Origin of the sequence: Shewanella putrefaciens, assembly GCF_016406325.1 — a bacterium.
In the GTDB taxonomy this organism is placed as follows: domain Bacteria; phylum Pseudomonadota; class Gammaproteobacteria; order Enterobacterales; family Shewanellaceae; genus Shewanella; species Shewanella putrefaciens.
This window is the reverse complement of sequence record NZ_CP066370.1, coordinates 3,148,326-3,163,139: the sequence shown is the minus strand read 5'-3', so window position 1 is coordinate 3,163,139 and position 14,814 is coordinate 3,148,326. Positions and strand designations below refer to the sequence as shown.

Genomic DNA, 14,814 nt, shown 5'->3' with positions numbered 1-14,814 from the left:
AAGAATCGTGAAAATCTTGGAATTACAAATAGAACGAGGCATAGAACTGCCAAGCGATTATCTTGAGTTTGTCGCAGGTATCGACGCTGGCGAAGATTACTGTTTTAACGAATACCCAGATGAATACCCTGAATTCAAGGGAAGGTGCTGGGCATTTTTTGACGAAGAGTTACTTTGTGAAAACATTAAAATGTCAGGAGTAGGCAATGCTCCAGCACATCGACAATTGGAACTATATCTAAAATGCTACCAAGAGTTCTCGAACAGTGAGTTTGTTCACTCATCAGAGGGTAAGCTTCCTATAAACAGAGTAGCCAATGGGTTTGTTGTTGCAGAAGAAAACGGGGATCTATTGTACTTAGACCCAGAAGACAACTTCTCAGTATGGATATTCCATCATGATGGTAGTGATGTTAAAAAGGTATCAAATTCAATGAGCGAGTGGCTGGCTCGTACCACTAACGCTTAACAAGTCGAAACGCTCTGGCTGAAGCATTGCACTAATAAAATGTTAGGTGTCTGAAAATATGAATCGAAATACGTACCACATTATCGTTACATGGAGAGAAGGAGACTCTTCTATTCAGTCATTAAATGAAGATGACTTTGAGTCTATGCGACGAGGCATGATCGATGGGGGATTTAACAATCTTCAAATTGAGTGGTACGAATCAGGCAACTTAAATCTACCAGATCGAGTTTTGGTTTTCGTATATTGGGAAAATCCGGACACCGCGCCGGATTATGAACAGGTGCGTAAATGGGGCAGAGAAATAGCAGAATCGCACCGCATATAGGGCCCTAGGATGCAGATGAAATGAAACGGGGCGAAGCGTATTAATTTAGTGATCTCAGTACACTTGCGCTACAGCGCGGATACCGGGCTAGTCAGTATCCACAATAGAATGGGTGAAAAAGAGGTTAGCAAGATGACGGGTAACCAAAAGGGAGGTTATTAATGCGCTGGATACTATTATTGCTGCTGTTGCCATTGACCACAGCTTGTCAGACTGTTCCAACTGAGCCAAAAAATCTAGAGTGGCGCCATATGGTGGGTTCCAACTCAGATGAACTTTGGGTAACCGAGGTACTCTTTTATCGTCAGGGTAAGTTGGTGGATGCCTCAACCAATGGTTCTGCCGGATTTTTCGGGGCTGAAGGGTTAAAAGAAAAAGACTATCGCTGGAGTATTTCTAAAGGAAGTCACACCACACGGCCGATTCCGGACCTGGTGGAGCTAGAGTGGATTTCATTTCACGACAAGAAGCGCTATCGCATAAGTTTGACGTTGCCAGCAGAGTTAGAAAGCATAATTGCGCAACCTTATCGCTTCAAAGTAAGGGATGTGTGGCGTGAAGAGCGTCGTAGGAATATTGGGCTGGGTATGGCGACCGGAGGTTATGTCGAGGCGTTTTTAACCAATGCCAAAGTGAAGCCTGATATCCTGCTGGCTAGGGGGATTGCTAAGGAAATGCAAACCTCGCAAGACAAGGAAAATCCCATCACCAAAGTCTACAAAGTGTGGTTCGACGATTTTGATAAAGCATATCGTGATGCCTATCAACAGTACCCTACACCCAGTGGCATGGCCTGGGCTCCAATCATGGACGCTTACCGCGCTGCACAACCCAAAACAGATACAAACCCCGTGCAATGATGATATCAATGAACTGGATACTCTTACTGCAGCTATTGCCATTGACCATAGCTTGTCACGCCGGTCCATCTGGGATAAAAATCAAGAGTGACGCCATATGGTCGGTTCCAATTTGGATGAACTTTGGGTTACCCACCAAACTGAATAAAAAACTGCTACCGCAACAAAGCCAATTCCTTTAGCATCATTTATACCAATTGACACGGATGTAGCTACTGGCAAGTCCAAAACGCAATTTATGCCCTATTCCTTGTTAGCAAAGTGGCATCTAGCTAACTCCAACATCAAAACATTGACCCAATTTTAGTAATGCTACAGAGCTCTGGCCTTATCAGTTTTATCCAACCGCAATCATGTGAGCCAATGAGGAAATGTCATACGAGTATCAGCCTGAATGTGGGCTCCAAATGCTGTTAACCAAGGTCAATAATCAGTCGAAAGTGAGCGTAAAAGCATGAGAAAGCTAAAACGATATCAAGTGATTACCCATCAAATGGTATAAAAAACCGCTACCGCAAAAAAGCAAATTCCTATAGCATCATTCATACCCATTTACACGGATGTGGCAGCGGCCAAGTCCAACAAGCGATTTATGCCCTGCAAACAGCACAGCGCATAAATACTAAGACGTTAAGTCTTCAATCAGAGGTCAGGGAACGATGAAAATATCTAAAGTATCTATAAGCAATTTCAGGTCTATCGGCGAAGCTCATTTTGATTGTGATAACTTCAATATCTTTGTAGGTCAAAATAACGCAGGCAAGACTAATTTCTTCGAAGCGGTTGAATGGTTTTTCAATGGAACTTCTAAGGGTGTGTCTATGAAGGATTTACACCCAAAAGGAGATACATCAAAAACCATTTCAGTAAAAATTGAGTTTACAGGTGCATTGCATGGCGCTGAAAATATGCGCAATGAAGCCAATAAGACTAAAATGTTAGGCGTGTTAAACGGTAACGATAAGTTAGTTGTTGAAAGATCAAGCGAAGAGCCTAGCAAAAGAAAAATAATAATAAATGGAGAAGAGTTAGCTAAAAATCCAGCAGGTTTTGATAAAGCGTTTAACGATTTTCTACCAAAGTTCGAATATATACATACCAAGCAATATTTTGATGAAGTGGCAAAATATTCTGCGAAGACTCCGGTTGGCATTATGCTGTCTTCTGTTCTTGAAGAGATTCTGCAAGACAACCCTCAATACAGAGCTTTTAGAGACAAGTTTGATGAGTTGTTTGATGATGAAGGCTCAGCTGTAAAGTTGGAGTTTGATCGTTTAGGCGACAATGTTAAAACTCATTTGGAAAAACAATTTGCTGAATGCACAAAGGTTAGTTTCGAAGTAACAAGTCCAGAATTCAATGATTTGCTAAAAAACTTCCAGACTAGAGTTGATGATGGTGTAGAAACATATGCATCTGAAAAAGGTGATGGCATGCAGAGGGCTCTTATGCTTGCCATTATCCAGGCGTATGCAGATTACAGAAAAGGTAGAGAAGATGCAGGCAAGTCTTTTTTATTCTTCATTGATGAAGCAGAACTTCATTTACACCCAACCGCACAGCGGAAATTAAAAGAAGTACTCCTAACATTGAGCGCTGAGCTAGATCAAGTATTTATAAATACCCATTCATCGGTATTTGTAGCAGACGAGCATCCATCACAAAAAATTTATAAAGTAGAGAAAGAAGATAGCATTACTCATTTTAAGTACGTCGATCAACTGGATAAGCCCTACGTTGTCTTTGAATTACTAGGTGGAAGCCCGTCTGATCTTTTGCTTCCTCGTAACTTTTTAATAGTAGAAGGACCGAGCGAGGTTGAATTGTTAACCCGTGTAATTAAACGCTTTTATTCCGGCAAGCCGACAATTCAAATAATTTCTGCTGAAGGAGATACTCATCAAGCTAAGCGCTCAATTAATGCAATAAGAAAGGCATTTAAACCTCTTGAGAGTTCTATATTCGAAGAAAAGATGGTTGTCTTGTGCGATGCGCCAACTCAAAAGGCGCAAGGCGGCTTTGATGAGTTCATGAAGGAGTTTAGAAGATTTAATGATCGAAGGCAGATTAAAGTCTTAGCCCACGGCTCATTGGAGGAGTGCTATCCAAATCACTTGGACTGGAGAAGAACGGATCAGCAAGTTGCAAGTATGACGGGCAAGCAGAAAACAAGTCTGTCAAGACGAGTTGGTGATGAAATTACGAAAGAACAATTCGAAACGGAAATGAAATCTGTATTTGAGACACTTTTACGCGCATGGGAGTTGTCGTTTTGAAACTTAACAAGCCACTCCATACGGAAATTTTACTCGCTACGCTCCCAAAATTCCGGTGAGTGGAGCGTTATCTCTATAGAAATTTTAATCCGAAACTCAATAATTAGAGTTGGGAATCTAACATGCTTTTGTCCAAAAACAAGTCGCATATCTACTTTAAAACAAACAGGCTACACCGATGTTAAACAGGTGAGCCATGGTGATTGGCGAGACGACCGTCCGCCCCATGGACGGGGCGGTCGAGCATCCACGGATGGACTCGCTGCGTGTCGGTGAGCGAATGCCATGGCTCATCATAAGCCAGCACTTAAAGAATTAAATGACCAAGTTTGATCCTCAGCAGTGCTATCCAGAAATTCTTAAAGTACTTCTGTCCAAAACTGAGTTGTGTGGTTACGAGTGGCGTTTGTACGCTTTAGTCACACTATATAATCAAAACTGTCAGTTCGTATATGAGTGAGTACAAAAAAATGGGGAGTCAGTTAACCTGACTCCCCTTGAGCTTTTCAAAGGTTTTTGCGTTTAGAATAGCAAGTGAGCAACACCCGCAATCACTGGCAGCGTCACTAAGGTACGCAGGATAAACACCACGAATAGCTCAATAAAGTTCACCGGAATTTTACTGCCGATCAGCAGTGCGCCCACTTCACTCATATAAATCAACTGAGTCACAGATAACGCCGCAATCACAAAGCGAGTCATATCCGACTCAATTGAGCTTGCGAGGATAGAAGGAATAAACATATCGGCAAAGCCAACAACGATAGTTTTAGAGGCTTCAGTCGCTTCAGGAATATGCAGTAATTCAAGTAATGGAATAAATGGCATACCTAAATAGTTAAAGATGGGCGTATGTTCGGCGATAATCAGTGCCAGAGTACCGATTGCCATTACCACGGGGATAATGCCAAACACCATATCAACAACGTTTTTAATACCCTCATGTAAGACGGTTTTAATTCCTCCTGCACTGGCGGCTTTTTCTAAAGCTTTATCAAAGCCCCAAGAAAAAGCACTGTGCCCCGCTGGAATAATTTCATCATCGGGTTTACGGGGGGTATCGTCGATATAATGATCTTTTTTCCACGAAAGAGGCGGTAACTTTGGCACAATCACTGCGGCGGCAAAACCCGCTAAGCACACGGTTAAGTAAAATGGCACAAACATATGCTCTAACTTCACTTGTGAGATCACTACTAAGCTGAAGGTGATTGATACTGCGGAGAAAGTGGTGCCAATAACCGCGGCTTCTCTCTGGGTATAAAAGCGTGCTTCGTATTGCTTGCTGGTGAGTAGAATCCCCACGCTGCCATCACCTAACCACGAAGCCATACAGTCGATAGCACTGCGACCCGGTAGATTGAATACGGGGCGCATAATCTTAGTTAATAGCGTGCCAAAAAGTTCGAGCAGACCAAAGTTGAGTAGTAGCGGTAACAACATTCCTGCAAATATAAATACGCAAAATAACACTGGCAGCAGGTCATTTAAAACCAGCGCACCAGTGCTTGATGAGTTAATTACTTCAGGGCCAATAACACCGTAAGTGAGTACGATAAACACGGCACCCACAATACGAGTGGTTAGCCATAAAGGGCTAATATTGAGTAGCCCATTGAGAAAATGGTTATTAAGGACGAACTTAGGTTGAACTATTTTTGTGAGCAATGAGGCCAAAGCCATTGCCACGACAATAATAGTCACTATTAAAGTGAGTACTTCACTCAATGCACTTTGTAATGCTTTAGATATAATAGCGATAGGGATAGTGATCGCATCGTTGTAGCTGAGTGGGGTCATAAACAGCAGCAGACCTATCAGCGAAGGGACGATAAAGGTGAGTATCGTCTTCATATTGCGGTTTTTATGTTCAGTAGCCAATGGTGTACACCTTAAAGTACGAGTCGCACAAAATAAATTTGAATAAGCCGCAGTCCAAACTGTTTTTAATGCCAGTTAAGGTGCATTTTCATTCAACTCAAAAACGAGAAGGGGGAAGATTACTCGCTTCGCCTTCCTATGTAAAACGATTCGCTTGTTAGTTTGATATAAGCAGCAAAACAGCATAGTTATTTTTTACGTACTCCACTTTAGTCTATAGTCATTTTTATCAAGCTATCACTATGCTATATTAAATTAATCAATTGGTTAGCTCGTTATTGTTCATGCACTTTTTATAAGCGTATTATCGTGTCACCGATTATGTGATCTGTTCAGGATCGAGTAAAAAATATCATGTTCAGGACATGAAATGCAGCCTCTGGTGATTTTTTAGTCGTTATTGCCAAATGGCTGGAGGGGAATAGAAAAATAGCATGACCAGCCGCAGGCGTGGCCCGTTTTAACCTTGATATGACGTTACTGTTGAGCGAGATTACATTTTTATGCGCAATTTAGTGGCATGCTCAATCGTTTTATTGGTTTTTCTGGGAAGCTATTGTTCTGCTTAAGGATGACTAAAAAATCAAAAATTATGGAGAAAGTAAAAAATTATCATAAAGCGGATGTGTGCCGCTTTAAATCTTTCTATTTCCATGTAAGTTAATGTTATTCCCATTCGCTAATTTACTTATGACTGTTACGATAAGAAGCGTCAAATGAAAAAGAGTTCTGCACTTGCCACTAAATTTGGTTTTCTTGGTATCTTTGGGTTATTGCTCGGGATTATTGTGTCGGTACTGGGTTTTCATTCTTCAAATGAGCAGTATTTCAACTTTCTCAATCATACTTTAAGTGAATTAGGGACATATGGACATTCTCCCTTCGCAGTTATCCTAAATGGTGGATTATTCTTCGGCAGTTTAAGTATCGTTTTTTATTGTTTGTCTTCATTACAGAATGTCACTTCATGTTGGGGATATCCTTTTTTTATCTGTTTAGCCCTAACCTTCTTTGCGTTAGCTTGGGTCGGTTTATTCCCCGTTAATGTATACCATTTACATATTTTAGGGCTGAAATGGTTTTTTTATTTTGGCAGCCTAAGTGCAATATTCTATTTAATCTTGGCCAGTGTTGGCCGTTCTGCATTCGGACGTTGGACTTGGTTATTAGCCTTGATAGTGCTCTGTAGCATGATGATGTTTTTGTACGCGCCGCAATTGGAATTGGGCTTAACAGAAGGCGATAGGCCTTTCTATCAAGAAATGGTGCAACAACTTCCAAGACCCACACCATGGTGGCCAGCGCTACTAGAATGGATAGGGCTTGGTAGTTTATTGTGTTGGATGACGGTACTGCTTTTAAGTCAACTAACCTATAACCCAAAGGTTGATCATTGAGGCTGACTTCGTTGGCGTCAGTTACTAGGTTGCGTGATGAATAGTCAGGCCAGCTTCACCAAACCAATAACCATCACATTGTTCACCGTTTATAGGAGCATTGAGTGCCATTTCTGGCGTGTTAAGGGTTTCGATTAAGGTTTCGGCTCGCGCGATCGATTCTGTACCGCTAGGTGAGACTCTAAATACATCCACTCCCATTGTATTCATTGCTGCGATTTCACTGCTTAAATCTAAACAAGCTGCAGATTGGGTTTGAATACCATTAAGCCTTAATAGCGGCTGCATCTCTTGGGTTTGAGCGAGCAGCCCCTTGCTATATTGGCGGCAAATTGTTTCACAACTGTCTTTAGTGAGTTGTTTGTGTCTTGCAGTAAAACAGCGCGCTGAATGAGCCAGAGGTAAATAGCCATGGCCAAAAACTTCTACCTCAAAAGCGGGTTTATTTTGTATAACATGCTGTAGCCAAGCCTTAGATAATTCCACAGGCATCACAAATCGTTGCATACCAAAGCCATGTAAAATATCTAGGCTAGCTCGGTTATAATTGTTGATACTCGCACCGCAGACAAAGGGTAATTTGTGTTCTTTGGCGAGGTAGACTGCAGCCATGTCATTAGCTTCTATCATAAATTCGCCATTATCGACTTGACGCTTAAGCTCGGTATATTCCGATGACGCTTCAATTAATGCCAGTGTTGAAATCACCACTTCTTTACCAGCCTGCTTGAGCATTTGCGCAAGCTCAAAATAATCCCCCCATTTGAGTTCGCGTCTGCGGCTACAGACAGCTTCTCCTAAATAGACGAGCGGAATTTGGCTGGCTGCAACTTGTTGGTAAAAGGCCATGACCTGTTGTTTTTGCCAGCAATACAGTAATGGTCCTAGGGAAATACGCATAACTCTTCCTTACTTTCAGTCTGTTGGTTGAGCATTTCTGCTTATTGCCAGTTGCGCTCGTAGGCACCAAGCGTTGTGATCTGCCCTTCAGAAACCTTCGCTAAGGCCTGTTCCCAATGGGGTTGACTGTGAAATTTATCGGGATTTTCCAGATAGGTATCGATGGCTTGACGCCAGACTTTAGTCACTTGCTCAACATAAGCAGGGCTACGCTGACGGCCTTCAATTTTTAAGGACACTATGCCAGCCTTAGCCAGTTCAGGCAGAAGGCTTAAGGTGTTTAAACTGGTCGGAGACTCAAGTAAATACTGGGGCGAGTCCTGATCTTCGGTGAGATAACGGCCTTTACAGACCACGGGGTAACCCATTTGCTCATCTAAGGCTGATTTATCAATAAGGACATCATTGAGTCGAGTTAATCTATCTTGTCCTTCTTCTTGCCAGCGTACGTGTTTGGCTGGTGAACAAGAACCGCCCGTGTTGGGCGATTGCCCAGTAACATAGGAGGACAGATGACACCGCCCTTCAGCCATAATGCACAGACTGCCAAAGGCGAACACTTCTAAATCTACGGGGCTGACTTTAGCAAGATCGCGCACTTGTTTCATCGAGAGCACCCGAGGTAAAACCACGCGGGCAATATTGAAGGCGTCTTTATAAAAACTCAGGGCACCCAGATTGGTCGCGCTTGCCTGCACAGAAAGATGCAGTGGCAACTGCGGATAATGTTTATGGGCATAATCGAGCAAAGAAAGATCGGCAACAATCAATGCATCCATATTGAGTTTGGCGGCTAAATCTATTGCTTGATACCAACGGTGTTCTTCACCTGGTTTTGGAAATGTGTTTAAGGTTAAAAAGATTTTCTTACCGCGTATATGTGTAAGCTCAGTGGCTTCCTGTAGCTTTGCTGGGGTGAAGTTTAATCCCGCAAATGAACGTGCATTGGTATCGTCTTTTAACCCTAGATACACAGCGTCTGCACCGGCTTGCAGTGCCGATTTGAGTGAGGCCAAATTGCCTGCTGGACACAAAAGCTCCATATTTATGCTCCCGATAAATAGATAGCCGCTGAGTTTAGGCAAGATTGAATCGTGGTGAATTGATTTAAAACAGGTTTAAGATCATAAAATCCCGCTAAACTGGGACATATCGTGTTTTATTTTTGTAGGGTATTGATTATGTCCGCTGTTTTTTCAGCAAAATTAGCAAAACAACTCCTTGAAATTACACCTAAGTTGATGAGTTTTCCCCTCGCAAAAGTCCCTTTTAGCCTTAAGGCTAAAGTGATTAGCCAATTGCTTGGGCTTTTGCTTGCTTCGCAGGCAGCGGATGATGAACTGGACTTTTTAGCAGGAAAATGGGTTGCTATTCGAGTTGAGGATTTACACCTGAATTTTGAAGTGACTTTTGATGGTCAATGGCAAGTGAGAGAGTTAACTCAGGCGCAGGTTACCTTTAGTGCCAACTCTGCAGAATTAGTGTTAGTTGCAGCAGCCAAAGAAGACCCTGACACGTTATTTTTTCAGCGTAAGCTGAATATTGAAGGGGATACAGAATTGGGGCTTGAGGTGAAAAACCTATTACTCAGCATCGAATTTTCAACAATGCCAACGCCGATACGTCTGAGTATCGAAAAGCTGGCAGCGATCATTGAGCGATTACAAATAGAGGCTAAGCCAACGGTGATTCTGAGTAAATCCCCCAGTTTTAACTAGGGCGTGTTGATATTTCGAGATTAATATTGTTTGGTAGGGATAAAGCAAAAGCCCTGAGTTTACTCTCAGGGCTTTTTGATTAGTGGCACCTATGACTAGATCTTTTGTGTTAGCACTGCAAATTTGACTAACAGTTCGTCCTGCGACTCAACGTGATTCGGATCGGGGTCGATGCAATCAATTGGGCAAACAGAGACGCAGGTCGGTTTATCATAATGACCAACGCATTCAGTGCAGCGATCAGGGTCGATTTCATAGATCTCTTCACCCATAGTGATCGCCTGATTAGGACACTCAGGCTCGCACATGTCGCAGTTGATGCAGCTATCGTCGATCAGTAATGCCATACCTTAACCTAGTTCATGTGGGTTGCGAGTATCCTGACCTTGGGGCAGGTTACGCAGTAAAATACCGTGGCTTAAATCGACTTCCTTCGGTACGGGCAGATATACAGTGTGCCCTGAACCAAGACCTGCTTCAACCGCTTCAGCTTTGCGATTTTCTAGGTGTTCAATTGTTAGGTTCATATTACCCTGCGGCGTCATTAGCTCAACACTGTCACCCACGGAAAACTTGTTTTTTACTTCGATTTCAGCAAGGCCTGCTAGGTTACGTTTGCCTGTCAGTTCACCCACAAATTGTTGTGTGTCACTGACTGAGTAACCATAGTCGTAGTTTTGATATTCATCATGCACATGGCGACGTAAAAAGCCTTCGGTATAGCCGCGATGGGCGAGCCCTTCTAACTGGTTCATCAGGCTACGATCAAAGGTTTTGCCCGATGCAGCATCTTCAATGGCTTGGCGATAGAGCTGCGCAGTACGCGCGACATAATAGAAAGACTTAGTACGGCCTTCGATTTTGAGTGAGTCAATCCCCATTTTAGTCAGGCGCTCTACATGTTGGATTGCACGTAAGTCCTTAGAGTTCATGATATAAGTGCCATGTTCGTCTTCAAAGGCTGGCATATATTCGCCGGGGCGATTAGCTTCCTGTAACAGGAAAATTTGATCTGTCGGAGCGCCTGCCCCTAAGGTGGTGGGCGTTTCAATTTGCACCGCATTAGGCATAGCAATAATATCGCCACTGTCGTTTTGCTGCGCTTCGTGTACATCGTATTTCCAGCGACAAGCGTTAGTACAAGTGCCTTGGTTAGGATCGCGTTTGTTGATATAACCCGAGAGTAAACAACGGCCAGAATAGGCCATACACAGAGCGCCATGGACAAACACTTCGAGTTCAATATCAGGGCAGCGCTGACGAATTTCTTCAATTTCATCTAAGGACAATTCGCGGGACAGGATCACGCGCTTAATCCCTTGGGTTTGCCAAAACTTGACCGAGGCCCAGTTGATGGCATTCGCCTGCACGGATAAATGCACCACTTGATCGGGAAAGGCCTCACGCACCATCATGATTAAACCCGGATCTGACATGATCAGCGCATCTGGCTTCATCGCCACTACGGGTTCCATGTCCTTGATATAGGTTTTGAGCTTGGCATTGTGGGGGGCAATATTGCTGACCACATAGAGCTTCTTACCGAGCGCATGGGCTTCTTCAATACCAGTGGCAAGGTTTTCCATCTTAAAGTCGTTATTACGTACCCTTAAGCTATATCTTGGCTGACCGGCATACACTGCATCTGCACCATAGGCAAAGGCGTAGCGCATATTTTTCAGCGTCCCGGCAGGGGATAGTAGCTCTGGTTTAAACATAATGACTCTCGAATTGATTAGTACGATAGAGGCGCAGTGCGCGGGGGCGGCATTTTACACAATGGGGGTAGGGTTATGCAAATGGCGGCGCCTAACTTTAGTTGTTCTTCACACTTTGCGAATATAAGCGTTTTAATCTTTAAGACATGGGTGAGAAAAGTGTTCTACGGGGAAAATGAATACTGTCATCTTACAAATTATTAACCTCTGCTGCTTTTTCTACCCATCTCATCACAGCCAACTGATATACTCCAACTATCCAATGTTTATGTTGATATGTTGATAGATTGATGGGAGCTAAGATGTCTACTGAACATCTACTGTTAGTCGGACTATTAAAAAAACTAAAAGAGGATGCCCTCGTGTTACCTACCTTGCCAGAAGTGGCAATGCGGGTGCAGGAAGTTGTCGGGCGCCCAGATGCAAGCCTTAAACAAGTGGCTGAAGTGATAGGCCAGGATGCGGCGATTTCAGCTCGTATTATCAAAGTAGCCAATAGTGCTTTATACAGCCGTGGTGTTCCCGCAGAAAGTATTAGTGGCGCGGTTTCCCGAATTGGGTTAATTCAGATCAAAAGTATTGCGACTTCTGTGGCGATGGAGCAACTCTTTATCTCCACCAATGAAATGGTGTGGGAAGTGATGGATGAAGTGTGGCGTACTTCGATTGATGTTACTGCCGCAGCTTGCGCTATATTGCACATGTACAATAAAAGTAAACCCAATAGTGGGCTTAACTTTGACACTCTAACCTTGGCGGGATTAGTCCATAATATTGGTGCTTTACCCGTGCTTACCGAGGCTGAGACACATCCAGAGCTGTTTGCCAGTATCGAACAATTAAGATCTTTAGTGCGAAAAATGCAGGGCCCGCTTGGGCGCGCGGTATTAAAAAGTTGGGACTTTGCACCTGACGTTATGGCCGTAGTTGAACGTTGGGCCGATTTGCCTTATCTACCAGAACATGTCACTTACTTAGATTTTATCCGTGCAGCCGCTTTTTATACTGGTGAATTACGTGCAGGTACCGAGCTTGAACAGCGCCTTGATGTGTTTGTTGCTAGGGGATTACCTGTGACAGCGGATGCGTTAGCCAGTGATGAGTTTATGGAAAAATTCCATTCAATTAGAGAAAGTTACCAATAGCAGTTAGGCTGCGCGCTAAGGTTGAGGCCTAGGTATGATCAGGATGGAATTTATCGCTATAGCATTGCTTATTATCCTGATAGGCGTGCTATATATTCTGCTGACAAAATATCACTCGCAACGTCTGCAACAACGGTTTTTGGCTCAACTATGTTGTCAACTTGATCAGCAAAAGATTGAGCGTCGGCCCCTTAACATTTCTGCGGTTCCCCAAGAGTTTGCACCGCTTTATGATTCCTTAAATGAGATGCTAACCGCTCTGCCTGCTGGAATGGGTAAAGATAAGCTTACTGGGCTGAGTAATCGAGTGGGCCTAAAACGTACTTTAGCCACTATGATGCCGCTTACTCGAGGGACTATGGTTTTAGTTGATATTTATCGCTTTCGCTATGTTAATGATCTCTTTGGTTTTGTCTTTGGTGATATTTTACTCAAGCAGTTTGCTGAGCGTTTATATTCCCTAAGCCTTAATCCTAGATTCATTGCTCGTTTAAACGGTGATGAATTTTTTCTTTACTATGACCAAAACCTGACGGAAGAACAATTACTGCATTTACGTGGTCGTTTACAAGTGCCTTTTCGTATCAATGATACGCCAGTGAGTGTTCGTGTGCAGATAGGATGTTTGCAGCTTCAATCACATCATGCTGATGCAAGCCAAATGTTACGAAGGCTCGATCTTGCCCTTAAAAAAGCGCGTATAACACGCAGTGCTATTGCCTGTTACAGTGAGAATGATGATATAAGGCAACTGCGAGAACTCAAAATTATTGATAGTCTTCCTAAAGGGTTACAGCAAAATCATTTATATATGGTGTACCAACCTAAGCAAAATATACAAACGGGGTTGTGTACCCAAGTCGAAGCCTTAATACGTTGGCAGCATGAGGAGCTTGGGACTATTTCTCCTGGAGAGTTTATTCCTCTGGCTGAATATGCCGGAATGATTGACTTGGTGAGTCAATGGGCCCTTGAACAGGTTTTAGCTCAACAGGCAAAATGGCGTACCGCGGGGATTAATTTATGTGTAGCGGTTAACCTTTCTACACGGGATCTAGACAGTGAAACCTTACCCCAAGAAATTGCATCGCGCCTTGCTTATTATCATTTACCTCCCGAATCTTTAATGATTGAAATTACGGAAAGTACGCTGATGGCTGACTTAAATAAAGCCGTAGAAACCCTAGATAAAATTCGTGCGTTAGGGGTTAGTCTCGCGATTGATGATTTTGGTACGGGCCATTCTTCTTTGGCTTATTTAAAGCATTTGCCCGTCAATGAAGTCAAAATTGATAAAGCCTTTTTACAGGATCTTGAACGGGATAAGGCATCTGAATATATCCTCGAAGCCAGTATCAATATCGCCAAAAAATTAGGTTATCAAGTGACCGTCGAAGGTATTGAAACGCTCGAGATTAGGGATAGGTTAGTGGCGATGGGCGTTGATACCCTGCAAGGTTTATATTACGCAAAGCCCATGAGTGCTGCTGAGCTTGAAATGAACTGGGCACAGTTGCATTATGCGACGTAATTTGCCACTCAATCTAACCAGTTATGTAGTCGTTACTTAATGTCGTAATAGTGCAATATAGTGCACGTTAGTGTTATTCGTTTGAGTCGAAATCAAGGCTTAAGACGGCGATTAAATCTGCGGGCATAGGTGCTAGTTGGCGGGCTTTATTCATACATACCATCTCAATGGTTGCAGTAACCGCAGGCTTTTTACCCTGTGGACGCCAAATCTCTTGCTGCCATACAGTGCGGTACTTGCTTTCAAAATAAAACTGAGTACGCACATCAATAATATCGGCAAACTCTACACCTTCATGGCATACCATATCGGTACGATACACGGCAAAACCCAATTGACTTTGTTGCCATAGTGCATTTAACCGCTCGGCACCAATCACATGCTCACGGGCACGCTCGAAATATTTCAAAAAGTTAGGGTGGTAAACCACGCCAGAAAAATCGGTATCTTCGTAATAGATTTGTACAGGGAAGGAAAACGTAGAGCTAAATTTCGGCATGGGGTTATGGCTATTTTCGAAGGGTTTTATTGCCCGCTAGTTTAGCGGCTTATCTCTTAAAACAAAACCTATAAACAAAACTGCTAATACAC

General features: G+C 43.1%; 14 protein-coding genes. 8 read left to right on the top strand and 6 right to left on the bottom strand.

The window, feature by feature from the left end; genetic code table 11:
- Window positions 1–7: 7 nt before the first annotated feature.
- The 4 genes from JEZ96_RS14150 to JEZ96_RS14135 all read left to right on the top strand — a co-directional run bounded on the left by JEZ96_RS14150 (window position 8) and on the right by JEZ96_RS14135 (window position 3,933).
- Entirely contained in the window at window positions 8–469 is a 462-nt protein-coding gene (locus tag JEZ96_RS14150; protein WP_025008846.1) for an SMI1/KNR4 family protein, read from the top strand.
- A 489-nt stretch (window positions 470–958) separates the two neighbouring features.
- Complete coding sequence (locus JEZ96_RS14145; RefSeq protein ID WP_011919828.1) at window positions 959–1,657, top strand: DUF2931 family protein; 699 nt, start codon at window positions 959–961, stop codon at window positions 1,655–1,657.
- 8 nt (window positions 1,658–1,665) lie between these two features.
- Complete coding sequence (locus tag JEZ96_RS14140) at window positions 1,666–1,839, top strand: hypothetical protein (protein ID WP_156471675.1); 174 nt, start codon at window positions 1,666–1,668, stop codon at window positions 1,837–1,839.
- 477 nt (window positions 1,840–2,316) lie between these two features.
- A complete protein-coding gene (locus JEZ96_RS14135) occupies window positions 2,317–3,933 on the top strand; it encodes an ATP-dependent nuclease (protein WP_025008844.1) in 1,617 nt (538 codons plus the stop codon).
- A gap of 522 nt (window positions 3,934–4,455) precedes the next feature.
- Here JEZ96_RS14135 and JEZ96_RS14130 read toward each other — a convergent pair.
- Window positions 4,456–5,814, bottom strand: a complete 1,359-nt coding sequence (locus tag JEZ96_RS14130) for a YjiH family protein (RefSeq protein ID WP_014611097.1) — start codon at window positions 5,812–5,814, stop codon at window positions 4,456–4,458.
- A 716-nt stretch (window positions 5,815–6,530) separates the two neighbouring features.
- Here JEZ96_RS14130 and JEZ96_RS14125 point away from each other — a divergent pair.
- Entirely contained in the window at window positions 6,531–7,211 is a 681-nt protein-coding gene (locus JEZ96_RS14125; RefSeq protein WP_011788556.1) for a DUF998 domain-containing protein, read from the top strand.
- Between the two features lie 24 nt (window positions 7,212–7,235).
- Here JEZ96_RS14125 and JEZ96_RS14120 read toward each other — a convergent pair whose 3' ends face one another.
- Together JEZ96_RS14120 and ubiU are read right to left on the bottom strand one after the other, a co-directional pair.
- On the bottom strand, window positions 7,236–8,111 hold the full coding sequence (locus JEZ96_RS14120; protein ID WP_128090268.1) for a U32 family peptidase: 876 nt from the start codon (window positions 8,109–8,111) through the stop codon (window positions 7,236–7,238).
- Window positions 8,112–8,152: 41 nt separating this feature from the next.
- The gene (gene ubiU / locus JEZ96_RS14115) at window positions 8,153–9,154 is read right to left on the bottom strand and encodes a ubiquinone anaerobic biosynthesis protein UbiU (RefSeq protein WP_011788558.1); all 1,002 of its coding nucleotides are present in this window, start codon (window positions 9,152–9,154) and stop codon (window positions 8,153–8,155) included.
- A 138-nt stretch (window positions 9,155–9,292) separates the two neighbouring features.
- On the opposite strand from ubiU, the gene ubiT reads away from it, so the two are divergent.
- On the top strand, window positions 9,293–9,829 hold the full coding sequence (gene ubiT, locus JEZ96_RS14110; protein ID WP_011788559.1) for a ubiquinone anaerobic biosynthesis accessory factor UbiT: 537 nt from the start codon (window positions 9,293–9,295) through the stop codon (window positions 9,827–9,829).
- 95 nt (window positions 9,830–9,924) lie between these two features.
- Here the strand turns inward: ubiT and JEZ96_RS14105 are convergent, their stop codons facing one another.
- Entirely contained in the window at window positions 9,925–10,176 is a 252-nt protein-coding gene (locus JEZ96_RS14105) for a YfhL family 4Fe-4S dicluster ferredoxin (RefSeq protein WP_011788560.1), read from the bottom strand.
- A gap of 3 nt (window positions 10,177–10,179) precedes the next feature.
- The gene (gene trhP / locus JEZ96_RS14100) at window positions 10,180–11,547 is read right to left on the bottom strand and encodes a prephenate-dependent tRNA uridine(34) hydroxylase TrhP (protein WP_011788561.1); all 1,368 of its coding nucleotides are present in this window, start codon (window positions 11,545–11,547) and stop codon (window positions 10,180–10,182) included.
- Between the two features lie 302 nt (window positions 11,548–11,849).
- On the opposite strand from trhP, the gene JEZ96_RS14095 reads away from it, so the two are divergent.
- Window positions 11,850–12,692, top strand: coding sequence for an HDOD domain-containing protein (locus JEZ96_RS14095; RefSeq protein WP_011919729.1), 843 nt, complete (start codon window positions 11,850–11,852; stop codon window positions 12,690–12,692).
- Window positions 12,693–12,726: 34 nt separating this feature from the next.
- Window positions 12,727–14,223, top strand: coding sequence for a putative bifunctional diguanylate cyclase/phosphodiesterase (locus tag JEZ96_RS14090; RefSeq protein WP_025008488.1), 1,497 nt, complete (start codon window positions 12,727–12,729; stop codon window positions 14,221–14,223).
- Window positions 14,224–14,296: 73 nt separating this feature from the next.
- Here the strand turns inward: JEZ96_RS14090 and JEZ96_RS14085 are convergent, their stop codons facing one another.
- Window positions 14,297–14,722, bottom strand: a complete 426-nt coding sequence (locus JEZ96_RS14085; protein ID WP_025008489.1) for a thioesterase family protein — start codon at window positions 14,720–14,722, stop codon at window positions 14,297–14,299.
- Window positions 14,723–14,814 lie beyond the last annotated feature (92 nt).